Here is a 24,759-nt window from a genome sequence, read left to right on the forward strand (position 1 = left end):
CGGCCCTGCCGCCGGATGGCGGGAGGGCTCATTCCCAATCGGATCGGCTACTTGATCAGCGGCAGCAGCGTTTCGGCGGTGATCCGCATCTGGTCGGTGTAGAATTTTTCCGTCAGCACGCTGGAGCCGTGATCCTGGATGAATTTGAGCTGCTCGGGCGAGATGTCGACCGGGTGGCGTTCGACCATGTCGGGGTAGGGCGCGGCCGGGGTGCGGTCGACAGGCGCGACGAACTCGTTGGTCAGCGCCCCGTCATAGCCGACCTCCCGCAAGGTCGCGACGATCTTCGGCCAGTCGATCTGGCCGAGGCCTGCGGCGAAGCGGTTGTTGTCGGCGACATGGAAGTCGAACAGGCGCTTTCCGACCTTACGGATCGCGTCGTAGACGTTAAATTCCTCCATATGGATGTGGTAGGCGTCCAGGCAGACGCCACATTCCGGGCTGACAGCGTCGGCCAGCGCCAAGGCCTGGGCGCCGCGATTGAACAGGTAGGTCTCGAAACGGTTGAGCGGCTCGACCGCGATCTTGACGCCGACCTTCTTGGCGTGGGTGAAGCACTCCCTGGTGGCATCGACCACCCATTTCCATTCCTCTTCCTCGGTGCCGTCCGGCACGACCTTGCCGACGGTCGCGGGAACCAGCGTGATGATCTCGCCGTCGAGTTCGCTGACCATGGTCAACACGTCCTTGACGTATTGCACGGAGCGCTCGCGCTGGCCCTGGTCCCGGGCGGCAAGGTTGCGTTCGCCCAGCATCAAGGTCACTGCGCCCCAGCAGCGTATGCCGTGCTCCTTGAGGAGCGCGCGCGTCTCCCTGGTCTTGTACTGGTCGGGCTCGCCGGAAATCTCGATCGACTCATAGCCGAATTTCTTGATGCGCTTGAGCGTCGTCTCCAGCGGTTCCGCGCGCATCCAGTTGTGCGTCGAAAGATGCATGGTCTGTCCTTCCCGGATCGTCCCTAATGGTTCGCCTGCAACATGCCGTCACCGGATGTGACGGACGGTTCCTCCCCAAGGCGTTCCAGCATTTCTTCGCAAACTGGTTCGACCAATTGGGCCCAAGACGAGGTCTACAGCAATTTCCAACGCGCGGCAAGAACTGTGCGATGACAACCTAATGTCTGGATTACTCCATTGATTATATTGGACTATGCTGCGCTCCTACGGCACGGCGGAGGGCTCTGAGTGTGAGTGGCAAGGCTTGACCAAATCGCCACGTTTGGTAATACCAGAATGACAATGCACGCAAGTGACCGTTGAGAACAGGCCAAAGTGGCTGGCCCTGTCTTCAATCGGCGCTATGCTCGGTCGCGACAACAATGAGGGAGGATGCCGATGCCGACGACGATGAAGGGCCCTGGACTGTTCCTGGCGCAGTTCGCGGGCGATGCAGCGCCGTTCAATTCGCTTGCATCGATCACAAAATGGGCAGCTGGCCTCGGCTATAAAGGCGTGCAGATCCCGACCTGGGACGCGCGCTTGTTCGATCTCCAGAAGGCTGCGTCTTCCAAGGCCTATTGCGACGAGGTGAAGGGCATCTGTGCCGACGCCGGCGTCGAGATCACCGAACTGTCGACGCATCTGCAGGGGCAATTGGTGGCGGTCCATCCGGCCTATGACGCGCAGTTCGACGGCTTTGCGCCGGCTTCGGTGCACAACAACCCCAAAGCGCGGCAACAATGGGCGGTCGAACAGATGCAGTTCGGGGCCAAGGCGTCGCGCAATCTCGGGCTCGACGTCTCGGTGAGCTTCAGCGGCGCGTTGGCCTTCCCCTATCTCTATCCCTGGCCACAGCGGCCGGCCGGATTGATCGAAGAGGCGTTCGCAGAACTGGGCAAGCGCTGGAAGCCGATCCTCGATGTCTACGAGGACAATGGCGTCGACGTCGGCTACGAAATCCATCCCGGCGAGGATGTGTTCGACGGGGCGACGTTCGAGATGTTCCTCGACGCGGTTGGCGGTCACAAGCGCTGCAACATCAATTACGATCCGTCGCACTTCCTGTTGCAGCAGCTCGACTATCTCGAATTCATCGACATCTATCACGAGCGCATCAAGGCCTTCCACGTCAAGGACGCCGAATTCAACCCGACCGGCCGGCAAGGCGTCTATTCCGGCTACCAGAGCTGGACGAACCGCGCCGGCCGCTTCCGCTCGCTTGGCGACGGACAAGTGGATTTCGGCGGCATCTTCTCCAAGCTGACGCAGTACAACTATGATTCCTGGGCGGTGCTGGAGTGGGAGTGCTGCCTGAAGCATCCGGAGGATGGCGCCGCCGAAGGCGCTCCCTTCATCCAGCACCACATCATCCGGGTGACGGAGAAGGCATTCGACGATTTCGCCGGCGGTGCCACGGACAAGAAGGTGCTGCGCGCCATGATGGGAATCTAGCGCGGGTTTTCCCTCTCCCTCGAGGGGGAGGGGTATCTCAGACACGAGGGAGACGACATGGTCGGTGCATCGAAGTCGGAAGCGGGAGGCGGCCCGATCCGCTATGGCATGGTCGGCGGCGGGCAAGGCGCATTCATCGGCGCGGTGCACCGGATCGCGGCGCGCATGGACAATGAGTTCGTTCTGGTCGCCGGCGCGCTGTCGTCCGATCCGGCACGCGCCAAGGCCTCTGCCGCCGAGCTCGGGCTCGACCCCTCGCGCAGCTACGCGTCCTTTGCCGAGATGGCCAAGGCCGAGGCCAAGCGCCCGGACGGCATCGAGGCGGTGGCCATCGTCACGCCGAACAATGTGCATGTGCCGGCGGCCAGGGCCTTTCTCGAAGCCGGCATCCACGTCATCTGCGACAAACCGCTGGCGACGACGCTGGCCGAGGCGAAGAAGCTGGCCGCCCTGGTCGAGAAGACCGGCAAGGTGTTCGTGCTGACCCACAATTACACCGCCTATCCGATGATCCGCCAGGCGCGCGAGATGGTGGCCAAGGGCGTGCTCGGCGACATCCGCATCGTGCAGTCGGAATATCCGCAGGACTGGCTGACCGAGGACCTTGCCGCCACCGGCCAAAAACAGGCGGCGTGGCGTTCCGACCCCAAGCAGGCCGGCGCCGGCGGCGCGCTCGGCGACATCGGCACGCATGCCTACAATCTTGCCCGCTTTGTCTCCGGGCTGGAACTCGACACGCTGTCGGCCGATCTCGACGCCTTCGTGCCGGGACGGCAGCTCGACGACAATGTCAACGTCATGCTGCGCTTCAAGGCGGTCGGCAAGGCGCATGCGGCAAAAGGCATGATCTGGGCAAGTCAGGTGGCGCCCGGCCATGAAAACGGGCTGAAGCTGCGCATCTATGGCTCGAAGGGCGGGCTGGAATGGGTTCAGGCCGACCCGAACTACCTCTGGTACACGCCGTTCGGTCAGCCCAAGCAATTGATCACCCGCAACGGCGCCGGCGCGCTGCCGGTGGCTGGCCGTGTCAGCCGCGTTCCCTCAGGCCATCCCGAGGGCTATCTCGAAGGCTTCGCCAACATCTACCAGGAGGCCGCACGCGCCATCCGCGCCGCGCGCAGGAAGGGCGGCAAGCCTGCCAAGGACGTCGTGTTCCCGACCATTCAGGACGGCGTCGAGGGCATGGCCTTCATCGAGGCCTGCGTGAAATCGTCGAAGAAGAATGGAGCGTGGACGAAGCTTTAAATTTGATCTCGCGGGGGATCATTTGGGGGAGGGGCGTCGATGAAAATCGGCATGTGTATGTTCTTGTGGACGACCAACGTCTCGAAAAAACACGACCCGTTGCTTCGCGACATCAAGGCCACCGGCTTCGACGGCGTCGAGATACCGATCTTTGCCGGCATGCCGGACGACTACAGAAAACTCGGCGAGCTGCTCGATCGCATAGGGCTTGAACGGACCGCCGTTTCAGCGATGGGCGATCCGGCGATGAACCTGATCTCGCCGGATGCGGCAACGCGCAAGGCCGGTGTCGACTATATGAAATGGGCGATCGATTGTGCAGATGCCCTGGGCGCCCGAACTTTGAGCGGCCCGCTGCATTCGACGCTCGGCGCCTTTTCCGGGTCCGGCCCGACCGCGGGTGAGAAGAAACGCTCCGTCGCCTCGCAGCGCGCCATCGGCGATCATGCCGGCAAGAGGAACGTCACCATTGGGCTCGAGGCGCTCAACCGCTTCGAATGCTATCTTCTCAACACGATGGCCGACCTGTCGGAGCATATCGATGCCATCGACCGGCCGCACATCAAGGCGATGTACGACACCTTCCACGCCAATATCGAGGAGGCCGACCCGATCGGCGCCTATACGAAGCATCGCAGGAATGTCGTGCATATCCACATATCGGAGAATGATCGCGGCGTGCCGGGACGCGGCAACATCCCCTGGAAGGAAACATTCTCGGCCATCCGCAAGAGCGGCTATGACGATTGGCTGACGATCGAGGCGTTTGGACGTTCGCTGAAGGATCTCGCGGCGGCGACCAAGGTGTGGCGCGATTTTTCCGAGAGCCCGGAAGCGGTTTACCGGGATGGGTACAGGCATATCAGGAACGGGTGGAGGAAGGCGGCTTAGGGTCGATTCGCCGTCGACGAACGCCGGCATTCCTTCGCGCCCCCCTCTGTCCCGCCGACTTCTCGCTTGATGCTCCACCCCAAGGCTATCCCCGCTCGGCCTGCAACCTGTTGTAATCATGGATCGTGCGGCTCAGCCGGCGGCGCAGGAAGTTGGATATGTTGTCGAAGATGAAGACCACGACCAGCGTCAGCAGCACCATGTAGAAGACGTTGGCCCAGTTGGAATTGGTGCGCATCGCTTCCCACAGTTTCAGGCCGATGCCGCCGGCGCCGACGGCGCCGATAATGGTTGCGCCCCTGGTGTTGGATTCCCACTGATAGAGCGTCTGGCTGATGAACACCGGCACCACTTCCGGCAGCACGCCGTAGCGTTGCACCAGAAGACGGTTGGCGCCTGTCGACACAACACCCTCGCGCGGCTTGTCATCGATGTTCTCCAGCGCCTCGGAGTAGGTTTTGCCGAGCGTGCCGATCTCGGTGAAGAAGATCGCGGCGCTGCCGGCCAGCGGACCGGGGCCGAAGGCCCGCGTGAAGAACAGTGCCCAGATCAGCATGTCGATGGAGCGCATGAAGTCGAAGAAGCGCTTGAGCAACTGGTTAAACAGCCGGTTGGGGGTGATGTTGCGGGCGGCGAAGAAGGCGAGCGGGAAGGCAACGATTCCGCCGAGCGCCGTGCCGAGAAAGGCCATGACGATGGTCTGCAACAGCTTTGTCCAGACATCGCCATGCTGCCACTGCGCATTGTTCCAGATATTGTCGCCGGCGAGCGCCAGATTGGAGGTGCCCGGTTTCAGCTCGGGCCCCGATGTGATCAACGATATCACCTCGCCAGGCGATTTTCCGAAGAAGGGCGAGCGTGTGTCGAAGACGAAGTTCGCCCAGCCGAGAAAGCGCTTGCGGATCCTGACGCGGTCGGGAGCAACGCGGACTTCGCCGGCGAAGCCCATGTCGGCGACGACCTCATCCTCATGCACGGTGACCCAGTCGGGAACAGGTCCCGAGACCAGCGGTTTGCCGCTGTCCAGCGCCACCAGCACGCTCTTGCCAGCGGCGATGATCGTCGCTTTTGTCTTGTCGAAGGTGACCGACTTCGCCGTGCCGTCGATCAGGACCGTCACCGAACCGTCGGCGTTGGTCCTGACCCAATCCGGGTCGGGATTGGGGCCGAGTACCGAAAAGCGGGGGTATTTGGCCGTTATCTCAGGCTCGTCGAGGCGGAAGATCGGCTGCACGTCGTAACTGATCCACTGGGTCAGGAACAGCGGCAGCCGTTCCCAATGCGATTCCCGCAGCACTTGCGGCAGATTGAAGAACCACAGCGCATAGAGCAGGTAGAGCAAGATGCCGCCGAGCAGCAGCAGCGGCGCGAAGCGCTTGTGGAACGGCCGGCGGAACACTTGCGGGAAGCGTTCCTCGATCGACTGGATCTCAGTGGCGGTCATGATCAAGCGCTCATCACAAAGGCCTGTTCGCCGACCAGCTTGCGGCGCAGCCAGGCGGAGAACTGGTCGACGATGAAGATGGTCGTGAACAGGAGCAGCACCAAGGCTATGGTCTTGGCGCCGAAGCCGCGCGAGATCGACAGCTTCAGCTCCTCGCCGATGCCGCCGCCGCCGACCGCGCCCATGATGGTGGAGATGCGCACGTTGATCTCGATCCTGAGCAGCGTGTAGGACATGAAATTGGGCAGCACCTGCGGCAGACCGGCAAAGCGCACCCGTTCGAACCAGTTGGCGCCAACGGCCCGCAGGCCTTCCTCGGCGCGCATGTCGATGTTCTCGTTGATCTCGTAGAACAGCTTGCCCAGCGCACCGATCGAATGCAGGCCGATGGCGATGATGGCGGCGATCGGGCCGATCGAGACGATGGCCGCGAACAGGCCGGCGATGACGATCTCGGGAAAGGCGCGCAGCAGTTCCATGACGCGCTTGACGACAAGCCGCAGCAGCGGATGCGGCGTCAGGTTGCGCGCCGCGATGAAGGAGAACGGCACGGCGAAGACGAAACCGATAAATGTCGAGACCAGCGCCACGTTAAGCGTGGTCAGCATCAGCTCGAAATATTCGGGGATGTAGAAACCGCCCCAGACATAGGCGCGGCCGAGCGGAAAGTTGAATTCCTGCGTGCCGGTGTCATGCGGCGAGGCGATGTCGAACAGCGCCCGCCAGACATCGTTCCAGTCCTTGGGAACGAGCCAGCTCAGGAAATCCAGAATGTGCGGCAGCCGGTCGAAGAAGTGCCCGGCATTGGCCTCGTCGGCGAACCACATGGTGCCGCCAAGTGCGACCAGCAGCAGGCAGACGCCGATGGCGGTGTAGAGCCGGCGCAAGGAGGTCTGGCGACGCCAGGCGTCGGCCATCTGGTGCGTGGCGCCGGAAGGAGCTGTCACGGAAAGGGTCATCATCGGACATGCAGGAAGGGCGGCATTTCCTCGATGCCGCCCTTCCTGATTTTTGCCCTTAGCCGCCGATGGCCGCCTTACGGGCTTCGACGATGACGTTGTAGAAATCCGCCTTCACAGGAACGTAGCCGGTAAAATCGCCGCCTTCCACGCCTTCGAAGCAGGCCTTGTCCTTCTTGGGCAGGTCGGTGAAGAAGGCGGCCAGCTTGGCCGCCATCTCGTCGCCGAGCGCGGTGCGCACGACCAGCGGGCCGTTCGGAATCAGGCCCGAGCGCCAGACCTCGACGAAGTCGTTGGGGTCGACGGCGCCCTTGGCGACTTCCTTGTGGAAGGTGCCGGAGGTGTAGCCGTCCTTGAAGTCGCCGATGCCGGAGGAATCGTCCACCGCCACGTCGACCTTGCCGTCACGCACGGCGAGCACGTTGTTTTCATGGCCGCCATTGAACTGGGTCGAGGCGAAGAATGTTTCGTTCGACGCGCCCGTATCCTTCGGAATCTGCGTCAGCGGGATCAGATAGCCGGAGGTCGAATCCGGATCGGCGTAGCCGAGCTTCTTGCCCTTGGCCGACTTGATGTCGGTGATGCCGGAGGACTTCAGCGCCAGGCCGATCGAATAGTAGCCGGTGGCGCCGTCGGTCTGCTGGGTGGTGAGGATCGGGGTCACCGCCTTGGGATCCTTGAGGACGACGCTGGCGTAGCCGGAAGCGCCGAGCTCGGCGAAATCGAGCGTGCCACCGAGCAGGCCCTGGATGACACCGTCATAGTCGGCGGCCGGGAACAGCGAGACCTTCTCGAAGCCGAATTCGGCCTTCAGGTGATCGGCCAGACACTGGTAGTTGCGCAGCCGGTCGGTTTCGTTCTCGCCGCCGAGGATGCCGACGCGGAATTCCTTCATATCGGCGGCATGGGCCGCGCCGGTGGCCATTGCGAGCACCGAAACGGCGCCAAAAACCATTTTCCTGAACATCTGATTTCTCTCCTGTGGGTTCCGGCCCCGCGCCGGCGGCGTTGGTGATTTTGACGGGTGCCCTGACGCGGGCTGGCGATCCAGATCGCTCTCAGTAACCAGGGAATGCGGGTTCGAGCGGTCCGGCGGATGCGGCGATCTTTTGCTTGAAGGCAACGCTGGTCGAGGTGATAGCCTCGGAGATTTCGCCGCCATTGCTGTCGGCGCCGTAAACGAGACGGACGGCCTCGCGGTTAAGCTCCTCCGGCGGCCCGTCGAACACGACCTTGCCCGCGGCCATGCCGATGATGCGGTTGCAATAGGTGCGGGCGGTGTCCAGCGTGTGCAGGTTGGTGACCACGGTGATGCCCTCGCGCAAATTGATGTCCTGCAGCGAATCCATCACCACCTTGGCGTTGAGCGGGTCGAGCGAAGCGATCGGCTCGTCGGCCAGGATCACCCGGGGCTGCTGCATCATGGCGCGGGCGATGGCAACGCGTTGCTGCTGGCCGCCCGACAAGGTGCCGGCGGGCTGCAGCGCGGTGCGGGCGATGTCGAGCCGCTCAAGGGCGGCTACCGCCTGCGCACATTCGGTCCGCGAGAACATGCCGAAAAGGTTCGACAGGGTCGGGCGATGGTTCAGCCGGCCGAGCAGCACATTGGTCAGCACGTCGAGGCGCGGCACAAGGTTGAATTGCTGGAAGATCATGGCGCAGTCGCGCTGCCAGCGCCTGAGTGGCGAACCGCGCAATTGCGAGACCTCGGCGCCGTCGAAGAAAATCGATCCATGGCTGGGATCGATGAGGCGGTTGATCATACGCAGAAGGGTCGACTTGCCGGCGCCGGAACGGCCGATGACGCCGACCATCTGACCCTGCGGGATCGAGATGCTGACATCGTTGACGGCGGTGTTCTTGCCAAATCGTCGGGTGACGCCGCGGATTTCGAGCGTGGCTGACATGGTGCGTTCCCGTCCAGTCGCGGTTGAAGGTCCTGTTGACCCTCGCTAGCGCAGCGCCATGAACCTGCGGTGTCGGATTGATGTCAGTTTTGTTACCACCCACAGCCGTTTCGTGCGCGATCAGGCCAGGACCATCAGTTCCTCGAAATGCTCCATGCCCCTGAAGCTGCAGAAGGCAGGCGGCTTGAGAAGACAGCCTCCTGTCCGAGTTCAATTTCAGGGGTGTGAATGGTGAACGGCCCTATTCCATTCACCACCGTCATCCGCCGTATTTTTCCAGGAAAGCCTCGGCCTCGAGCTGACGGAAATCGTCGAGGGCGGCGCGCAGCCTTGCATGGTCCCAATCCCACCAGGCAAGCGCCTGATAGCGCTCGGCGGTGCGGCGGTCGAAGCGCTCGCGGATCGGCTTTGCCGGCACGCCGGCGACGATGGTGTAGGGCGCGACATCCTTCGATACCACCGCACCGGCGCCAACGGCGGCGCCATCGCCGACGGTGATGCCGGGCAGGATTGTCGAGCCATGGCCGAGCCAGGTGTCGTGGCCGATGAAAACACGCCTTGCACGGCGCTCAGCGAAAAATTCGCTCTCGTGTTCGGCATCGTCCCAATAGTCCGATGCGCGGTAGGTGAAGTGGTGCAGCGTCGGCCGCCAGGTCGGGTGGTTGGTGGCGTTGATGCGCACGCTTGCCGCGATGTTGGCAAATTTGCCGATCGTCGCACACCAGACGGCGCAGTCCTGCATCATGTAGGAATAGTCGCCGAGTTCGCTTTCCGAAACCCGGCTGCGGTCTGCGATCTCGGTCCAGCGGCCGAGCGTCGAGTTCTGCACCTCCGCCGTGGGATGGACCAGCGGCGTCTCCGACAATTTCCTGCTCATGCGGCGAGCTTTCCCGGGGCGAAGGCGGTGACGTCGATGATGCGGTCGGCCACCGCTTCGCGCACGTCGTGGTCATGGAAGATGCCGAGCAGGGCGACGCCGGCCGCTTTCTTGGCGGCGATGAGTTCGATCACCACATCGCGGTTCCTTGCATCGAGCGAGGCGGTGGGCTCGTCGAGCAACAGGATCGGGTGCCCGGTGATGAAGCCGCGCGCGATGTTGACGCGCTGCTGCTCGCCGCCGGAGAAGGTCGCCGGCGGCAAGGCCCAGAGCTTTTCCGGCAGATTGAGCTGCGCCAAGAGCGCGCGTGCCTTTTCCCGTGCCGCCTCGCGCTCCTCGCCGCGCTCGACCAGCGGCTCGGCGACGACATCGAGTGCGCAGACGCGGGGCACGGTGCGCAGGAACTGGCTGACATAGCCGATCGTTTGCCGGCGCACGGCAAGCACGGTGCGCGGGCTGGCGCTGGCAAGATCGATCAGCCCGGCTTCGTGCGCGACGATGATCTGGCCTTCGTCGACGTCGTAATTGCCGTAGAGCATCTTCAGGATCGAACTCTTGCCGGCCCCGGACGGGCCGCCGAGTATGGTGCATTCACCGGCGCGGATCGAGAAGGAGACACCGGCGACGACAGGCAATTTGATGCCGTCGCGCAGATGCATGGTGAAGCTCTTGGCGACATCGGAGACAACGAGCGGGGTCGGCATCAGAAGATTCTCCTGTTGTCGTATGTTTGCGGGCCGGCGCCCCCCTCTGGCCTGCCGGCCATCTCCCCCTCAAGGGGGGAGATCGGAAGCTTTTGCGTCTCGCACATTCCGCGAGGTCGAAAATCGGCGAAAGCGGAGGTGACAGCCAATCTCCCCCCTTGAGGGGGAGATGGCCGGCAGGCCAGAGGGGGGTGACTTGGCGCCATCTCAAACCTGCAAAATGGAAGAAACTAGCAACTGCGTATACGGCGCGCGCGGGTCGTCGAGCACGCGGTCGGTGAGGCCGCTTTCGACGACGCGGCCGTCCTTCATCACCATCATGCGCTGCGACAAAAGCCGGGCCACCGCGAGGTCATGGGTGACGACGATGGCAGCGAGGCCAAGATCGGTGACGAGGCCGCGCAAGAGATCAAGCAGTCGCGCCTGCACCGATACGTCGAGGCCGCCCGTGGGTTCATCCATGAACACCAGCCGCGGGCCGGTGACGAGATTGCGGGCGATCTGCAGGCGCTGGCGCATGCCGCCGGAAAAGGCGCGGGGTTCGTCATCGATGCGGTCTTGCTCGATCTCGACGCGCGACAGCCAGTCGACGGCGGTGGCGCGGATCTTGCCATAGTGGCGGTCGCCCACCGCCATCAAGCGTTCGCCGACATTGGCGCCGGCCGACACCGTCATGCGCAAGCCGTCGGCCGGATTCTGGTGGACAAAGCCCCAGTCGGTGCGCATCAGGAAGCGGCGCTCGGCCTCGCTCATGCGGTAGAGTTCACGGAACTGGCCGTCGCGCATGCGGTAGCTGGCGGTGCCGGATGAGGGCAACAGGCGCGTCGACAGGCAGTTGAGCAAAGTCGTCTTGCCGGAGCCCGATTCGCCCACGACAGCCAGGACTTCGCCCGGCCACAGATCGAAGGTGACGTTGTCGCAGCCGACACGCGAGCCGTAGAATTTCGAGAGCGCGGAGACGCGCAGCAAGGGTTCGTCGGTCATTGTATCTCCTTACCCTTTCCCTTGTGGGTCGGCGCGCAGCGCCGGGGTGGGGGCTGCCGATGGGTCGCTACCCCCACCCGCGCCTTCGGCGCGACCTCCCCACAAGGGGGAGGTAGGGGCGCTGCGTCGCTTCTCGCAGTGGTCGGTGTCCGAGCAGACGAACATGTGGCCGCCATGGTCGTCGAGGATGACCTCGTCGAGATAGACGTTCTCGGCGCCGCACAGCGCGCAGGGCTGGTCGAAGGTCTGCACCTCGAAGGGATGATCGTCGAAGTCGAGGCTGACCACGTCGGTGAAGGGCGGCAGCGCGTAGATACGCTTCTCGCGGCCGGCGCCGAACAGCTGCAAGGCCGGCGAGCGGTGCATCTTGGGATTGTCGAATTTCGGTGTCGGCGACGGGTCCATCACATAGCGGCCTTCGACCTTCACCGGATAGGCGTAGGTGGTGGCGATGCGGCCGTGCTTGGCGATGTCCTCGTAGAGCTTCACATGCATGAGGCCGTATTCCTCCAGCGCATGCATCTTGCGCGTTTCGGTCTCGCGCGGCTCGAGGAAGCGCAGGGGCTCGGGGATCGGCACCTGGTAGACCAGCACCTGGCCCGCGGCGAGCGGATGTTCGGGAATGCGGTGGCGGGTCTGGATGATGCTGGCGCTGGCGGTGTCGGTCGTCACCGCCACATTGGCGACCTTCTTGAAGAAGGCGCGGATCGAGACCGCGTTGGTGGTGTCGTCGGCGCCCTGGTCGATGACCTTCAGCACATCGTCGGGGCCGATGATCGAAGCGGTGACCTGGACGCCGCCGGTGCCCCAGCCATAGGGCATCGGCATTTCGCGGGAAGCGAACGGCACCTGATAGCCGGGAATGGCGATGCCCTTGAGGATCGCACGGCGGATCATCCGCTTGGTCTGCTCGTCGAGATAGGCGAAGTTGTAGGCGGCGATGTCGGTCGGTTGCGCGCTCATTCCGCGGCCTCTTTCTTGTCTTCAACCTTGCCGCTGTTTTCGCGGGCGTCATGCTCGGCGCGCATCCGGCGCACGAGGTCGAGTTCGGCTTGGAAGTCGACATAATGCGGCAGCTTCAAATGTTCGACGAAGCCGGTCGCCTGGACGTTGTCGGAGTGCGAGATGACGAATTCCTCGTCCTGGGCGGCGGCAACAATGTCCTCGCCGAGTTCGCTCGCACGAAGAGCGCGGTCGCAGAGTGCCATGGCCATCGCCTTGCGCTCGCTCTGGCCGAAGACCAGGCCATAGCCGCGGGTGAATTGCGGCGGCGCCTTGGCCGAGCCCTTGAACTGATTGACCATCTGGCATTCGGTGACGCGCACCGTGCCGAGCGGCACCGCGAAAGGCAGTTCGGGCACGTCGAGTTCCAGCTCGACCTCGCCGATGCGGATCTCGCCGACGAAGGGATGATTGCGGGCATAACCGCGCTGCGTGGAATAGCCGAGCGCCAGCAGGAACCCCTCGTCGCCGCGCGACAGCGCCTGCAGGCGGATGTCGCGGGCCATCGGGAACTCCAGCGGCTCGCGGGTGATGTCGCCGGGTGCATGGTCCTGCGGCATGTCTCCGTCCGGCTCGATCAGCCCTTCGCGAGCGAGGATCGCCGAGACGCGCGGCATTGCCTGCGCTTCCGTCTCGCGCCGCAAGGGCGCGGGGACATCGGCGCCGGCGGCAAGCTCGGGATCGAGCAGCCGGTGCGTGTAGTCGAAGGTGGGCCCAAGCAACTGGCCGCCGGGCAGGTCCTTGTAGGTCGCCGAAACGCGACGTTCGACCAGCATGGTGGCGGTGTCGATGGCATTTGTATAGCCAAAGCGCGGCAGCGTGGTGCGGTAGGCCCGCACCAGGAAGATCGCCTCGATCATGTCGCCACGCGCCTGCACGATGGCGAGCGCGGCGAGTTCGCGGTCGTAGAGCGAGCCTTCGCTCATCACCCGGTCGACGCCGAGCGCCAGTTGTTCGACGATCTGGTCGAGGCGCAGCGCCGGCACCGAGCGATCACCGCGCCTACGGTCGGCGAGCAGGCTGTGAGCATTGGCGATTGCCGCTTCGCCGCCTTTTACCGCGACATACATGCTAGGCCTCCATCGTCTTGATGCGTGTCGTCCGCGGCAGGCAGGCGAGGCTGTCATGTGCCGCCAGGATGATGTCGACGCCGCGCGGAAAGCGCCTGATATTCTGCTTCCACTGCTCGATGAAATGACGCGGCATCAGTGCCGGCGCTATCGCTGCCGTGTTCTCGATGCCGGGACCTTCGAGCAGCAGCGGCGTGCCTGACGTGAGATCGCCGACCTGCAGGATCAATGTGGTCGAGCGGTCGGGATAGTCCTGTGTGCCCTGCGAGAAACCATCGAGCGCCATCATCTCGGCCGGCGAGGCGATCAAAGCGAAATGCGCGTCGGCCGGGGTGTTGGCCAGCGGCGCGCCGCTGTGGAAGCCGAGCCAGGATATGACCGCCGCCGAGGCGTGCAGGGCCGGGTCGAGCCAGAGCGGCGTATCGTTGTCGCACAGTGCCAGCGCAACCGCGCCTGATGTCGCCGAAAGCGGCGCCGGAGGGCGGGCCAGGGCCGGCAAGGGCTGCACGCTGCCCGGCCGCGCCATCGCGTCCATGACGGCGCGAAACACCGTCTGGGCGTTGAACACCGGATCGGCGAACCCGCCCTCGATCGATTGCGCTGCGATGTCCATCAGTCTTCTCCGCGGACCATGGTGAAGAAATCCACCTTCGTCGCCGCCGTCTCGGCGCGGCGCTTATCTCGTGCCGTGGTCAGGGCGGCCCGCAGCGGCGCGAGAAGGCCCGTTTCGACCGCCTGTCGGTGAGCGGGGTCCTGCCACAGCGCGTCGGCGATGGCTGCCAGCTTCGCCTTCTGCTTGTCGTGTCCGAGCGCATAGCAATGGCCGACCTGTCCGGACGGCAGGCGTACGGTGGCGCGGGTCACGGTGGCCTCGCCGACATTGAAGGGCGCGCCGCCGCCGCCGATGCGGCCGCGCATGGTGACCAGGCCGGTCTCGGGACCGCGCAGCAGTTCGGCCTCGGCAGGCAGGCCGGATTCATTCCAGAGGCGAACGATGTCGCCGCCGCTGGACTGCGCCAGGGTTGCCATGGCCGCCTTGCGTTCCGCCTGGTCGCGGGCTTCCTGTCCTCGCATGAGTAACATCCCTTCGTTACAATTTGTCTATTGATATAGACAACTATACAAATTATAATCCATATGTAGCGCGAGTCCATGACGGGCGCGTGACAAATGCGGGTAAGGGCTGAGACCGGGGATATGACGGGGGGGTCCGACAGCATCGAGCGGCGCAGCGGCGTCTCCCTGTGGCGGCAGATCGCCGACAGGATCCTGCATGCGATCGCCATCGGCGATTTCGCCGAGAATGCCGCGCTGCCGCCGGAGATGGCGCTGGCCGAGCGCTATGGCGTCAACCGTCACACGGTGCGCAGCGCCATCGCGGCGCTCGTGCAGGACGGGGTGCTGCGGGCCGAGCAGGGGCGCGGCACTTTCGTGCTGTCGCGCAGGCGGCTGTCCTATCCGATCGGGGCGCGCACGCGATTTTCGACCGGCTTGCAAGGCCAGGCCTCGGAGCGGCACATCGTACTCCTCGCCTCATCGATCGAGCCCGCCAGCCGGCGCGTCGCCGAAGCCTTGGGCCTTGCCAGGGGATCGGATGTCATTCGCCTGGAGACGCGCGGCGAGGCCGACGGGCAGCCGGTGTCGCGCGCCTCCGGCTGGTTCGACGCCAGGCGCTTCGCCGGCATCGATGCCGCCATGGCCGAGACCGGATCGATCACCGCGTCGCTCAAGCGTTTCGGCATAGACGATTATCTCAGGCAATCGACGGTGCTGTCGGCGCGTCATGCCGATGCTTCCGACCTTGCCGACCTAGATCTGCAGCCGGGCGGCATCGTGCTGGTCACGGTGGCCGTCAACATCACGCCGGACGGCCAGCCGATCCAGTTCGCCGAGGCGCGCTTCCCGGCGGAGCGGGTGGAGCTGAAACTGTCGGCATTGTGAGTCGCGGGACGGTTGTCTATCCGATCTCTATCACGGCCTTGATCAGGCCGGATTTCTCATGCGCCCAGCGGGCGAGGTCACGGGGCGTGTCGGCGAGCGCGGTACGGTGGGTGACCAGCTTGGCGAGCGGCACCGCGCCATCGCGGATCGAGGCGGCGACGTGGTCGAAGTCGGCCCGCAAGGCATTGCGGCTGCCGACAAGCGTCATCTCGCGCTTGTGGAATTCGGGGTCGGAAAAAGCGATGTCGTCCTTGACGACGCTGACCAGCACCAGTGTCCCGCCATGCGCGACATGGGCGAAGGCCGACTGCACCGAGGCGGTGTTGCCGGTGGCGTCGAAGACCACGTCGAAACCTTCGCCTGATGTCGCTTCGCTGACCAGATCGGATGCCGCGTCGCGCGACCCGTCGAGGGTCTTGAAGCCGAGTTCATTGGCGGCGAAGCCAAGCCTCTCGCTGCTCATGTCGAGCAGCGTCACGTCGAGCCCGGCGATGCGGGCGAAGATGGCGGTGCCGAGCCCGATCGGTCCGGCGCCGATGACGAGCGTCCGTGCGCCGGGATCGGCACGCGAGCGCCGCACCGCATGGGCGCCGATGGCCAGGAATTCGACAGCCGCGGCATCGGCCAACGACAGGCCGTTGGCTGGATAGAGGTTTTGTGCCGGGACAAGGATCTGTTCGCACATGGCGCCGTCGCGATGCACGCCGAGCACTTCGATCCGGACGCAACAATTGGGCTTGCCGTGCCGGCAGGCGATGCATTTGCCGCACGCCAGATAGGGATTGATGATGACCGGCTCGCCCTTGGCAAGAGCAACGCCTTCACCCGCCTCGACAATGGTCCCCGACACTTCGTGGCCCATGATGCGAGGGTAGGCGAGGAAGGGATGCTTGCCCTCGAAGATGTGGTAGTCGGTGCCGCAAATGCCGACATGGCTGACCGCCACCAGCGCCCAGCCGGCAGGCGGTGATCCAGGGGCGGGACGGTCTTCCACGACAAGGTCGCCGGGCGAACGGCAGACAACGGCTTTCATGCTTCAATCCAGTCGGTTTCATGAAATCGCCGGCCGATCTTTCGACCGGTCAGGCGATCGATTTCAGTGGTTACTTGCCGCCGCGGCGGCGCAGGCCATCGAAATAGACGATGACGATGATCAACATGCCGGTGATGACGCGCTGCCAGAACGTGTTGACGTTGAGCAGATTGGCGCCGTTATTGATGGTGGAGAGGATGAACGAGCCGATCAGCGGCCCGTGCACCGAACCGATGGCGCCGAACAGCGACGTGCCGCCGATCACCGACGAGGCGATGGCCTGCAGCTCGTAGGTGTCGCCCTGCGTCGGATTGCCGATGCCGATGCGCGACGCGAGCAGCACGCCGACAAAGGCCGCGCACAGGCCGGACAGCACATAGGCCATGTAGATCGTGCGCGGCACGTTGACGCCGGAGAGACGCGCGGCTTCCGCGTTCGAGCCGACGGAGAAGAGATAGCGTCCCCATCGCGTGTGATGCAGGAAGACGTAGGAGGGCAGGGCAACCACGATCACCATCCAGAACAGATAGGGGATCCCCAGCAGCGAGCCGCGCGAAAACGCCTGGAACGCGTCGCTGTTGATCGATATCGAATTGCCATTGGTCATCAGGAGACCGATGCCGCGCAGCGAGGTCATGGTCGCCAGCGTGATGATAAAGGGCGGCAGGCCCATCCTGACGATGCCGAAACCGTGGAACAGGCCAATGGCGACTCCGACCAGCAGCGTCGCCAATACCGCGATCCAGACCGGCCAGCCGGCATTGATCAGCAGCGCGACGATGACGGTGGCGAAGCCGACGATGGCGCCGACGGAAAGGTCGATGCCGCCCGTGATGATGACGAAGGTCTGGCCGACGGCCAGGATGGCGATCAGAGAACCCTGGCGCAGCAGGTTGGTGATATTGAGCGCCGAAGCGAAGGACGGCGTGGCAACCGCCAGGATGACCCACATCAAAAGCAGCAGGCCAAGCAGCGTCAGCCCGAACAGGGCATTGTAGTTGCGCTTCGGCTTTTCGGCAGGGATTGCCTCGGTGCTCATGTCTGTCCTCCCGTCTTTTCTTGTTTCTCGGCCAGGGCCTGGCTCAGAATGTCCTCGTGATCGGCGGTGCGGAAACCATGCGTGGCCACCAGCTTGCCACGCCGGAACACATGCAGCGTGTCGGCCAGTTCGTAGACCTCAGGCAGATAGGACGAGATCAGGATGATGCCCGCGCCCTTGGACAACAGCACACTGAACAGCCGGTAGATCTCGGCCTTGGTGCCGACATCGACGCCGACCGTCGGCTCGTCGAAGATGAACAGTTTGGCGCCGTGCGCCAGCCATTTGCCGATGACGATCTTCTGCTGGTTGCCGCCCGACAGGCTGGAGGCCAGCGCGCCGCGCGTCGGCGTCTTGATCCTGAGGTCGGCGATCTGCCGGTCCGCCTCGGCCTTCTCCTGCGCAGACGAGATCAGCAGATTTTTCGATATGCGCTTGTAGATCGGCAAATTGAGATTCAATGCGACCGGCAGGTTGAGGCACAGGCCCTGGTCTCGGCGGCTTTCCGGCGCCAGCGCCATGCCGAGCTTGATGGCGTCGTGCTCGGAGTTGACCTGCACCTCCTTGCCTTCCCACAACACCTGGCCGGCCGATTTGCGGTGGCGGCCGTAGAGGGTGGTGACGAATTCGCTGCGCCCGGCTCCGATCAGGCCATAGAGCCCGACGATCTCGCCCGCGCGCACCGACAGCGAGACATTCTCGAAACCCTTGCCGGACAGGTTCCGCGCCTCGGCGATGACGGCGCCCGGCGTGAAATGCTCCTTGTGGTAGATCTGCTCGATCGAGCGGTTGATCATCAGCTTGACCAGCTCCGGCTCGTTGGTCTCGGCGATGTTTCTGGTACCGACCAGCATGCCGTCACGCAGCACCGAGACGCGGTCGGCGAGTTCGAACACCTCCTCCATGCGATGGCTGATGTAGATGATGGTGACGCCTTCACCCTTCAGGCGGCGGATCAGCGTGAACAGCTGGTCGGCCTCCTTGCGGGTGAGATAGGCGGTCGGCTCGTCGAAAATCAGGAATTTGGTGCCGCGCACGGTGGCGCGGGCGGCGGCGATCAGCTGCTGCTGGCCGATGGTGAGATCGCCGAGCACGACATGCGCCGGCAGGTCGAAGCCGAGACCGTCGATGATCTTCTGCGCTTCCCTGACCATGGCCCGCTGCTGGAGGATGCCGAAGCGCGAGTTCTCCTCGCCGAGGAACATATTGGCGGCGACGGTCAGGTGGCGGCAGAGCACGACTTCCTGGTGCACGGCGTTGATGCCGAGGGCCATGGCTTCGTGCGGCGTCGCCAGGGCAGCCGGCTTGCCTTCCCACACAACCTCTCCGGAGGTGCGCGGGATGACGCCGGTCAGGAGTTTGATCAGGGTCGATTTGCCGGCACCGTTCTCGCCGACAATGGCGTGGATCTCGCCCGCCTTGAAGGCCAGGGTCACCGGCTTCAGCGCATGCGTGCCGGGATAGCGCTTTTCCAGACCCTGCAGCTCGAGGATCGTCCTGCCGGGCTCCAGCACGGGGGCCGGATGCAGTTCCTGCGCGGTCGACGTCATGGCAATCCTCCCTGTTGTTTCCGGGGCGCGGAGGCCCCGGAAACAGTTGCGCGTGCCTATGCTCAGTTGAGCTTCGGGTTGAGCAGCGCGTCGATCTTGGGATCCTTCATGTTGGCCTTGGTGACCAGGTTGGCGCCGGTGTCGACATTGGTCTCGACCTTTTCGCCCTTGGAGGCGGCAAGTGCGGTCTTGATGCCGTCATAGCCCATCCGGTAGGGATCCTGGACGACGAGGGCGGAAATGACGCCGTCATTGAGGAACTTGATCAGCTTCTCGTCGCTGTCGAAGCCAACCAGCGCCAGCTTGCCGCCGAGGCTGTTTTCGGCGACAGCCTGCCCGACGCCCTGCGCCATGATCAGGTTGGAAGCGAAAATACCCTTGAGGTTCGGATTGGCCGTTATCAGGTCGGTGGCGATGTTGAGGCCGGTGGTGGCCTGGCCGTCGGCATATTTGTCGGCGACCAGCTTCAGGCCTGGATACTTCGCCTTGAGCTGTTCGATGAAGCCCTGCTTGCGCTGTTCGAGCGAGCCGGCGCCAGGCGTGTTGGTGATCAGGGCAACGTCGCCCTCGATCTTGCCGCCATTGGCTTCGCCGATGGCCGCTGCGAGGCCGTCAGCGGCAACGCGACCGCCCTGGACGTTGTCGGTGGTCAGGAAGGAGGTGAAGGCCTTGGAGTCGGCGCCGGAATCGATGCCGATAACCTTGACCTTGGCCGCGGCTTCGTCGATCGGCTTGCCGAGCGCCTTGAACTCGGTCGGCGAGATGACGATCGCCGCCGGATTGCTGGCGACGGCGTTTTCGAGGATCGAGATCTGGCCGTTGACGTCGGTTTCTGCCTGGGCGCCGAGCTCCGGCACGTTGACGCCGAGATCCTTGCCGGCCTTGCGGGCCCCGGCCAGGACGATCTGCCAGTAGAAGGACGTGGTGTCCTTGACGATGATCGGAATGGTCACGTCCGCCGCCGAAACCGGCGCCGAGTGCATGACGCCGGCAAGCATCGACGCGGCCGCCAGCGCCATGACTGCGCGGCGATTGAGAATGCTGGTCACGAATTTCATGGAATTCCTCCCTAGGTCGCCCTGTGAACGATACGGAAGCTCGGTTCGGATAGGCGTGGCCAAACAGAACTTTATCAATAAAAAACAGTTACGCTGTTTTGATAGTGCATCGATCCGGTCGATGCAAGCGGTGTTTATGCCATCCTCCGGGCCTGGCGGCATGAACTCACTGGCGCCTTGCTATCCCGCGCGGCCGACGCTTCCGTTTCGCCTGACTAGCGTATGGAATATTAATTCCATAAATTAGTCAATGTAGAATGCCCGTTCCTTCTTCGGTTCGCGGGATCGTGAAGCCCCCGCGATCGCGCGCCTTCAAAGGACCCGCAGCTTCACGCCAATTCCTGCACCACGGTGTAGGGGCGATATCTGGCGTAGTCCGCCTGAGGCACGTCTACATCGAGCAGTTCGAGATTGCGGGTCAGGTTCGCCAGCTTGGCGGTGCCGGTCAGCACGGTGGCGACCGAGGGTTCCTGGAGGGGGAACTGGAACGCGGCGGCGGCAAGCGGGTAACCACCTTCGGCGGCGATCCGCTCCATCGCGCCGACGCGGTCGAGCACGTCACCGCTGGCGGGCTTGTAATCGAAATGGGCGCCCTGCACCGGTCCGGTCGCCAATATGCCTGAGTTGAACACACCGCCGATGACCAGCGAGGTCTGTCGGGAGCGGCAGAGCGGCAAAAGTTCGGCTTCTGCGCTGCGATCGAGCAAGGAATAGCGGCTGGCGAGCAGGATGCAGTCGAGCGGCGCGCGACGCATCACGTCGAGGCAGATCCGGACTTCGTTGACGCCAAGCCCGTAGGCGGAAATGACGCCGGAGGTTTTCAGTTCCTCGAGCGCCTTGAGGCCGCCGTCCATGAGCTGGCGAAAATGCAGCTTGGTCTTCTCGACGCCATGCGTGTAAACGCCGATGTCGTGCACAAACAGGATGTCTATCCTGTTCAGCCCGAGCCGCGCATAGCTGAAGTCGACCGAGCGCATGATGCCGTCATAGGAATAGTCGTAGTCGAGCGCGAAGGGCAGCGGATCGACGTAGGAGTGATCGGGAACCTGATCCTCCGGAACGGGCCGGAACAGGCGCCCGACCTTGGTCGACAGCACATAGGAATCGCGCGGCTTATACCGCAGGAAGTCGCCGAAACGCCGCTCCGAGAGGCCGAAACCATAGAAGGGCGCGGTGTCGAAATAGCGCAGGCCCGCTTCCCAGGCGCCTTGCAACGTTTCCATCGCCGCCTCGCGCGAACAGGCGCGGTAGAGGCCGCCGATCGCGGCACCGCCGAAGCTGACTTCGGTGACCTCGAGCGCCGTCTGGCCGATGCGGCGTTTTTCCATGCACAACCTCCCCATTGCCCGCCATTGTCCGGCGCGGCGGATTCCAAGCGTCAGCCCGCAGCATTCCAGGAAAGTTCGTGACCACTTTCCGGACTGCGCGAACTCAAAGAGCTAGAGCGTCGCGCCGAGATGCCAGGGCACGAACTCGTTGTCGCCATAGCCGAAATCCTCGCTCTTGGTCTTGCGGCCGGAGGCCGTCTCGACGATCAGTTCGAAGATCTCGCGTCCCATGCCGGCGATGGTCTTCTCGCCGGAGGCGATGACGCCGCAATTGACGTCCATGTCCTCTTCCATCTGATTATACATGGTCGAGTTGGTTGCGACCTTGATCGACGGCGTCGGCCGGCAGCCGAAGCAGGAGCCGCGGCCGGTGGTGAAGACGATGATGTTGGCGCCGCCCGCCACCTGGCCGGTAGCGGACACCGGATCGTAGCCGGGCGTGTCCATGAACACCAGCCCGCTGCCGGTGACCTTTTCGGCATAGCCGAAGACGCCGTTGAGCGGCGTCTGGCCGCCCTTGGCAACGGCGCCCAGCGATTTCTCCAGGATGGTGGTGAGGCCACCGCGCTTGTTGCCGGGCGAGGGGTTGTTGTCGATCGAGGCGCCGTGCTTGGCGACGTGGTCTTCCCACCACTTGACATAGCCATCGAGCTTCTTGGCGATCTCGGGCGTCGCGGCGCGATAGGCGAGCAGATGTTCGGCGCCGTAGATTTCCGTCGTCTCGGAGAGGATGCCGATGCCGCCGACGCCGGCCAGGATGTCGACGGCTGCGCCCAGCGCCGGATTGGCCGTGATGCCGGACATGCCGTCGGAGCCACCGCATTGCAGGCCGACGACGATCTCGCTCACCGGGATCGGTTCACGCTTGAGCTGGCCGACTTCCTCGGCGATCTCGGCCAGCACACCCATGGCCTTCTCGACCGATTTGCGCGACCCGCCGGCGTCCTGGATGTTGAAATGGCGCTTGCCGGCGGCCGCACCCTTCTGGCCGTACAACGTGAGCTGGTTGACCTCGCAGCCGAGCCCGACCATCAGCACGCCGCCGAAATTGGGATGGCGGGCATAGCCGGCCAATGTGCGGTGCAGCACCATCATGCCGTCGCCGGTGGCGCTCATGCCGCAGCCCTGGCCGTGGACGATCGGGACGAAGCCGTCGATGCCGGGATATTTTGGCAGCAGCGTGCGGTTGGCCGCGTCGGCGATGGCGTGGCAGACGGTCGCCGAACAGTTGACGCTGGCGATGATGCCGATGAAGTTGCGCGTGCCGGCGCGGCCGTCGGCGCGGCGATAGCCCATGAAGGTGCGGGCGCGGTCGGCCTCGGTCGCATGCTCGGCCTCGCTTGGCGGCACCACCGGCAGGCGGCCGGCCTCGAACTCCAGATTGTGCGAATGGACATGCTCGCCGGGCGCGATGTCCTGCGTGGCGCGGCCGATCGCCTGGGCATATTTGACCACGGCGGACCCGGCGGGAATCGGCTTGATCGCCACCTTGTGGCCGGGCTCGATGACGGCAGCGGCAAGCGCACCGCCCGGCAGCGCGGTGCCGATCTCGATGCGACCGTTGGCGACCGCGACATTGTCGGCTGGGGACAGAAGAATGGAGTTGGAGGCGTTCACGGGCGTTTCCTGGGGTGATCCTGGGCGGCGCGCGGATTGACACGCGCTTGTTAAGAGTTAATGTCTTTTATCGTGAAAAAACAGTTTTGCGTCAATTGTTTTTTCCCCGGCAGTTCCTGTGCCCGTGGATGAGTAGCGGCGCTGCAACCGGTAAGCGAGCTCCTCGGCAAAGCGATTCCGCTTTCAAGGGTGACGGGAACGTCATATTTGCGCTTCAAGTCGGCCGCCGCAAGCGCCGGCCAGCGATGGGTCAGGGCATGTCGAAGAGCAACAACGTCTACAAGGATGCCTACAACAGGTGCCTCAGGCTGCTCGACGAGACGCGCAGCCTGCCTTCGGAACCGGAACTGGGTACGCTGCTCGGCGTCAGCCGCACCACCGTGCGCAGCATCCTTGCGCGCATGGAAGAAACCGGGCTGATCGCCTGGAACAAGCGCGCCAAGACGGTGCTGCGCGAAACGCGCCCCGATGATTTCTTCCCCGAGGAAGAGACCGACACGCTGGCCGAGATCATCGAGCGGTCGTTCATGCGCAGGCTGCTCGCCGGCGGCGCCGAGGCCGGCATGCAGATCAACGAGCTCGAACTGGCGCGCGAGATCGGCGTCGGCACCACCAGCGTGCGTGAGTTCCTGATCCGCTTCTCCCGCTTCGGCCTGATCGAGAAGCGCCGCAACAGCCATTGGGTGCTGAAGGGTTTCACCCGCGCCTTCGCGCTGGAGTTGACGGAAATCCGCGAGATGTTCGAGCTGCGCTCGGCATCGGCATTCACCGCGCTGCCGCAGGATAGCGCGGTGTGGGCCGATCTCGACAATCTCGAAGAGGAGCACCGCGGCCTGGCCCGTGACATCGCCACGCGTTTCAACGAATTCTCGGAGCTCGACGAGCGCTTCCATCGGCTCATCCACCGCGCCTCGCACAATCGCTTCATCGTCGATTTCTACGATGTCATCGCCATGATCTTCCACTACCACTACCAGTGGAACAAGGCGCAGGAGCGCGAGCGCAACGAAATCGCGATCGGCGAGCATCTGGCCTATATCGCGGCGCTCAAATCACGCGATCTGGGCAAGGTCGATGCCGCCTGCCGCAAGCATTTGAAGTCGGCGCGCCAGACGCTGCTGACCTCGATTCCCGAGAGCCGGCACCCACAGAGGCCCTGATCGCGCCGCGTTGCCGCAGCACCGATTTGCCGATTTTCCGTCTCTTGCTGCCGTGGTAGACATCTTCCGATGATCGCTTGAAGAAGCAGATGGTTTGAACAGGCACGTCATTTGAACAAGAAGGGGAGACGGTGGAGCATGCCGGTCGCGCTTGTCGCGGCCTACCTGCTGCTGCTTCAGTCGACGCTGAGCGCATTCGCCTTCGCCACCGGGCCGGCCGCCTCGCAAATCGACGCCTTCGGCAACGTCATCTGTACCCACGAGGGCACTGCCCAGCTTCCCGATGGCGGCCCGCATCCGTCGCATCTGCCGGCATGCTGCATGCTGGGCTGCAGCATGGTTTCAGCGGCCTTTGCGCCGCCACCCGATGCCGGGCTTGCGCTGGCCTCGCTTTCGTTCGAAGCCGTCGTTTTCATCTTTCCGGCGGCGACGCATCTCGATTTCGCGCGCCAACGCTCGCCGTCGAACCCTCGCGCGCCGCCGCTTTCGGCCTGAGCTTGCTGTACGCTCGGCGGAACCTTCCGCCGGTGCTTTCATCCAAAGAACGGATCTTTCGCGAC

24 protein-coding genes are annotated in these 24,759 nt (G+C 63.9%); 6 read left to right on the plus strand and 18 right to left on the minus strand.

Features of this window, described 5'->3' with window-relative positions; all coding sequences use genetic code 11:
* Positions 1–47: 47 nt before the first annotated feature.
* On the minus strand, positions 48–935 hold the full coding sequence (locus FJ964_RS05410; protein WP_140549445.1) for a sugar phosphate isomerase/epimerase: 888 nt from the start codon (positions 933–935) through the stop codon (positions 48–50).
* Positions 936–1,334: 399 nt separating this feature from the next.
* Here FJ964_RS05410 and FJ964_RS05415 point away from each other — a divergent pair, with 399 nt between their 5' ends.
* The 3 genes from FJ964_RS05415 to FJ964_RS05425 are packed head-to-tail and all read left to right on the plus strand — an operon-like array spanning position 1,335 to position 4,526.
* Positions 1,335–2,390: a sugar phosphate isomerase/epimerase gene (locus FJ964_RS05415; RefSeq protein WP_140513799.1), complete on the plus strand. Its 1,056-nt coding sequence runs from the start codon at positions 1,335–1,337 to the stop codon at positions 2,388–2,390.
* Between the two features lie 57 nt (positions 2,391–2,447).
* Positions 2,448–3,635, plus strand: a complete 1,188-nt coding sequence (locus tag FJ964_RS05420; RefSeq protein WP_140549446.1) for a Gfo/Idh/MocA family oxidoreductase — start codon at positions 2,448–2,450, stop codon at positions 3,633–3,635.
* Positions 3,636–3,674: 39 nt separating this feature from the next.
* Complete coding sequence (locus tag FJ964_RS05425) at positions 3,675–4,526, plus strand: sugar phosphate isomerase/epimerase (protein ID WP_140549447.1); 852 nt, start codon at positions 3,675–3,677, stop codon at positions 4,524–4,526.
* An 85-nt stretch (positions 4,527–4,611) separates the two neighbouring features.
* Here FJ964_RS05425 and phnE (FJ964_RS05430) read toward each other — a convergent pair whose 3' ends face one another.
* From phnE (FJ964_RS05430) to phnG, 11 genes are all read right to left on the minus strand, one after another.
* Positions 4,612–5,970, minus strand: coding sequence for a phosphonate ABC transporter, permease protein PhnE (gene phnE / locus FJ964_RS05430; RefSeq protein ID WP_140549448.1), 1,359 nt, complete (start codon positions 5,968–5,970; stop codon positions 4,612–4,614).
* Positions 5,971–5,972: 2 nt separating this feature from the next.
* Positions 5,973–6,929 carry a phosphonate ABC transporter, permease protein PhnE gene (gene phnE, locus FJ964_RS05435; protein ID WP_140549986.1) on the minus strand — a complete coding sequence of 319 codons (957 nt, stop codon included), beginning with the start codon at positions 6,927–6,929 and terminating at the stop codon, positions 5,973–5,975.
* Between the two features lie 58 nt (positions 6,930–6,987).
* A complete protein-coding gene (gene phnD, locus FJ964_RS05440) occupies positions 6,988–7,896 on the minus strand; it encodes a phosphonate ABC transporter substrate-binding protein (RefSeq protein ID WP_140549449.1) in 909 nt (302 codons plus the stop codon).
* 91 nt (positions 7,897–7,987) lie between these two features.
* Positions 7,988–8,836 carry a phosphonate ABC transporter ATP-binding protein gene (gene phnC, locus FJ964_RS05445; RefSeq protein WP_140500368.1) on the minus strand — a complete coding sequence of 283 codons (849 nt, stop codon included), beginning with the start codon at positions 8,834–8,836 and terminating at the stop codon, positions 7,988–7,990.
* A 259-nt stretch (positions 8,837–9,095) separates the two neighbouring features.
* The gene (locus tag FJ964_RS05450) at positions 9,096–9,713 is read right to left on the minus strand and encodes a DapH/DapD/GlmU-related protein (protein WP_140549450.1); all 618 of its coding nucleotides are present in this window, start codon (positions 9,711–9,713) and stop codon (positions 9,096–9,098) included.
* Positions 9,710–10,417: a phosphonate C-P lyase system protein PhnL gene (phnL, locus tag FJ964_RS05455; RefSeq protein ID WP_140549451.1), complete on the minus strand. Its 708-nt coding sequence runs from the start codon at positions 10,415–10,417 to the stop codon at positions 9,710–9,712. Before phnL ends, FJ964_RS05450 begins: the two co-directional genes overlap by 4 nt.
* A 207-nt stretch (positions 10,418–10,624) precedes the next feature.
* Entirely contained in the window at positions 10,625–11,401 is a 777-nt protein-coding gene (gene phnK / locus FJ964_RS05465; RefSeq protein ID WP_140549453.1) for a phosphonate C-P lyase system protein PhnK, read from the minus strand.
* A 9-nt stretch (positions 11,402–11,410) separates the two neighbouring features.
* Positions 11,411–12,364, minus strand: a complete 954-nt coding sequence (locus FJ964_RS05470) for an alpha-D-ribose 1-methylphosphonate 5-phosphate C-P-lyase PhnJ (RefSeq protein WP_224713168.1) — start codon at positions 12,362–12,364, stop codon at positions 11,411–11,413.
* Entirely contained in the window at positions 12,361–13,473 is a 1,113-nt protein-coding gene (locus FJ964_RS05475; protein WP_140549454.1) for a carbon-phosphorus lyase complex subunit PhnI, read from the minus strand. Before FJ964_RS05475 ends, FJ964_RS05470 begins: the two co-directional genes overlap by 4 nt.
* 1 nt (position 13,474) lies before the next feature.
* Complete coding sequence (gene phnH / locus FJ964_RS05480) at positions 13,475–14,086, minus strand: phosphonate C-P lyase system protein PhnH (RefSeq protein WP_140549455.1); 612 nt, start codon at positions 14,084–14,086, stop codon at positions 13,475–13,477.
* Entirely contained in the window at positions 14,086–14,547 is a 462-nt protein-coding gene (gene phnG / locus FJ964_RS05485) for a phosphonate C-P lyase system protein PhnG (protein WP_140549456.1), read from the minus strand. The genes phnH and phnG overlap by 1 nt, the downstream gene beginning before the upstream one ends.
* Positions 14,548–14,670: 123 nt before the next feature.
* Between phnG and phnF the strand changes: the two genes are divergently transcribed.
* Positions 14,671–15,414 carry a phosphonate metabolism transcriptional regulator PhnF gene (gene phnF / locus FJ964_RS05490; protein ID WP_140549457.1) on the plus strand — a complete coding sequence of 248 codons (744 nt, stop codon included), beginning with the start codon at positions 14,671–14,673 and terminating at the stop codon, positions 15,412–15,414.
* A gap of 16 nt (positions 15,415–15,430) precedes the next feature.
* On the opposite strand, the gene FJ964_RS05495 is transcribed toward phnF, so the two are convergent.
* The 6 genes from FJ964_RS05495 to FJ964_RS05520 form a co-directional block, all read right to left on the minus strand.
* Complete coding sequence (locus tag FJ964_RS05495) at positions 15,431–16,447, minus strand: zinc-binding alcohol dehydrogenase family protein (RefSeq protein WP_140549458.1); 1,017 nt, start codon at positions 16,445–16,447, stop codon at positions 15,431–15,433.
* 70 nt (positions 16,448–16,517) lie between these two features.
* On the minus strand, positions 16,518–17,486 hold the full coding sequence (locus tag FJ964_RS05500) for an ABC transporter permease (RefSeq protein WP_140500307.1): 969 nt from the start codon (positions 17,484–17,486) through the stop codon (positions 16,518–16,520).
* The gene (locus FJ964_RS05505) at positions 17,483–19,036 is read right to left on the minus strand and encodes a sugar ABC transporter ATP-binding protein (RefSeq protein WP_140549459.1); all 1,554 of its coding nucleotides are present in this window, start codon (positions 19,034–19,036) and stop codon (positions 17,483–17,485) included. The genes FJ964_RS05500 and FJ964_RS05505 overlap by 4 nt, the downstream gene beginning before the upstream one ends.
* A 62-nt stretch (positions 19,037–19,098) precedes the next feature.
* Positions 19,099–20,094, minus strand: coding sequence for an ABC transporter substrate-binding protein (locus tag FJ964_RS05510; RefSeq protein WP_140513786.1), 996 nt, complete (start codon positions 20,092–20,094; stop codon positions 19,099–19,101).
* 329 nt (positions 20,095–20,423) lie between these two features.
* Entirely contained in the window at positions 20,424–21,422 is a 999-nt protein-coding gene (locus FJ964_RS05515) for an aldo/keto reductase (protein ID WP_140549460.1), read from the minus strand.
* Positions 21,423–21,533: 111 nt separating this feature from the next.
* A complete protein-coding gene (locus FJ964_RS05520) occupies positions 21,534–23,039 on the minus strand; it encodes an altronate dehydratase family protein (RefSeq protein ID WP_140549461.1) in 1,506 nt (501 codons plus the stop codon).
* Positions 23,040–23,296: 257 nt separating this feature from the next.
* On the opposite strand from FJ964_RS05520, the gene FJ964_RS05525 reads away from it, so the two are divergent.
* Together FJ964_RS05525 and FJ964_RS05530 are read left to right on the plus strand one after the other, a co-directional pair.
* On the plus strand, positions 23,297–24,199 hold the full coding sequence (locus FJ964_RS05525; RefSeq protein WP_140500297.1) for a GntR family transcriptional regulator: 903 nt from the start codon (positions 23,297–23,299) through the stop codon (positions 24,197–24,199).
* A 138-nt stretch (positions 24,200–24,337) separates the two neighbouring features.
* Positions 24,338–24,694 carry a DUF2946 family protein gene (locus FJ964_RS05530; RefSeq protein ID WP_140549462.1) on the plus strand — a complete coding sequence of 119 codons (357 nt, stop codon included), beginning with the start codon at positions 24,338–24,340 and terminating at the stop codon, positions 24,692–24,694.
* Positions 24,695–24,759 lie beyond the last annotated feature (65 nt).

The organism is Mesorhizobium sp. B2-3-2, from assembly GCF_006442295.1.
Lineage (GTDB): Bacteria > Pseudomonadota > Alphaproteobacteria > Rhizobiales > Rhizobiaceae > Mesorhizobium.

Coding starts and splice junctions, on each gene's coding strand:
- FJ964_RS05425 (WP_140549447.1), top strand. CDS start 3,675: ATGAAAATCGGCATGTGTATGTTCTTGTGGACGACCAACGTCTCGAAA.
- FJ964_RS05505 (WP_140549459.1), bottom strand. CDS start 19,036: ATGACGTCGACCGCGCAGGAACTGCATCCGGCCCCCGTGCTGGAGCCC.
- phnC (WP_140500368.1), bottom strand. CDS start 8,836: ATGTCAGCCACGCTCGAAATCCGCGGCGTCACCCGACGATTTGGCAAG.
- FJ964_RS05475 (WP_140549454.1), bottom strand. CDS start 13,473: ATGTATGTCGCGGTAAAAGGCGGCGAAGCGGCAATCGCCAATGCTCAC.
- FJ964_RS05510 (WP_140513786.1), bottom strand. CDS start 20,094: ATGAAATTCGTGACCAGCATTCTCAATCGCCGCGCAGTCATGGCGCTG.
- phnH (WP_140549455.1), bottom strand. CDS start 14,086: ATGGACATCGCAGCGCAATCGATCGAGGGCGGGTTCGCCGATCCGGTG.
- phnK (WP_140549453.1), bottom strand. CDS start 11,401: ATGACCGACGAACCCTTGCTGCGCGTCTCCGCGCTCTCGAAATTCTAC.
- FJ964_RS05415 (WP_140513799.1), top strand. CDS start 1,335: ATGCCGACGACGATGAAGGGCCCTGGACTGTTCCTGGCGCAGTTCGCG.
- phnG (WP_140549456.1), bottom strand. CDS start 14,547: ATGCGAGGACAGGAAGCCCGCGACCAGGCGGAACGCAAGGCGGCCATG.
- FJ964_RS05525 (WP_140500297.1), top strand. CDS start 23,297: ATGTCGAAGAGCAACAACGTCTACAAGGATGCCTACAACAGGTGCCTC.
- FJ964_RS05530 (WP_140549462.1), top strand. CDS start 24,338: ATGCCGGTCGCGCTTGTCGCGGCCTACCTGCTGCTGCTTCAGTCGACG.
- FJ964_RS05420 (WP_140549446.1), top strand. CDS start 2,448: ATGGTCGGTGCATCGAAGTCGGAAGCGGGAGGCGGCCCGATCCGCTAT.
- FJ964_RS05515 (WP_140549460.1), bottom strand. CDS start 21,422: ATGGAAAAACGCCGCATCGGCCAGACGGCGCTCGAGGTCACCGAAGTC.
- FJ964_RS05410 (WP_140549445.1), bottom strand. CDS start 935: ATGCATCTTTCGACGCACAACTGGATGCGCGCGGAACCGCTGGAGACG.
- phnE (WP_140549986.1), bottom strand. CDS start 6,929: ATGACCCTTTCCGTGACAGCTCCTTCCGGCGCCACGCACCAGATGGCC.
- phnL (WP_140549451.1), bottom strand. CDS start 10,417: ATGCCGACCCCGCTCGTTGTCTCCGATGTCGCCAAGAGCTTCACCATG.
- phnE (WP_140549448.1), bottom strand. CDS start 5,970: ATGACCGCCACTGAGATCCAGTCGATCGAGGAACGCTTCCCGCAAGTG.
- phnD (WP_140549449.1), bottom strand. CDS start 7,896: ATGTTCAGGAAAATGGTTTTTGGCGCCGTTTCGGTGCTCGCAATGGCC.
- FJ964_RS05450 (WP_140549450.1), bottom strand. CDS start 9,713: ATGAGCAGGAAATTGTCGGAGACGCCGCTGGTCCATCCCACGGCGGAG.
- phnF (WP_140549457.1), top strand. CDS start 14,671: ATGACGGGGGGGTCCGACAGCATCGAGCGGCGCAGCGGCGTCTCCCTG.
- FJ964_RS05495 (WP_140549458.1), bottom strand. CDS start 16,447: ATGAAAGCCGTTGTCTGCCGTTCGCCCGGCGACCTTGTCGTGGAAGAC.
- FJ964_RS05500 (WP_140500307.1), bottom strand. CDS start 17,486: ATGAGCACCGAGGCAATCCCTGCCGAAAAGCCGAAGCGCAACTACAAT.
- FJ964_RS05470 (WP_224713168.1), bottom strand. CDS start 12,364: ATGAGCGCGCAACCGACCGACATCGCCGCCTACAACTTCGCCTATCTC.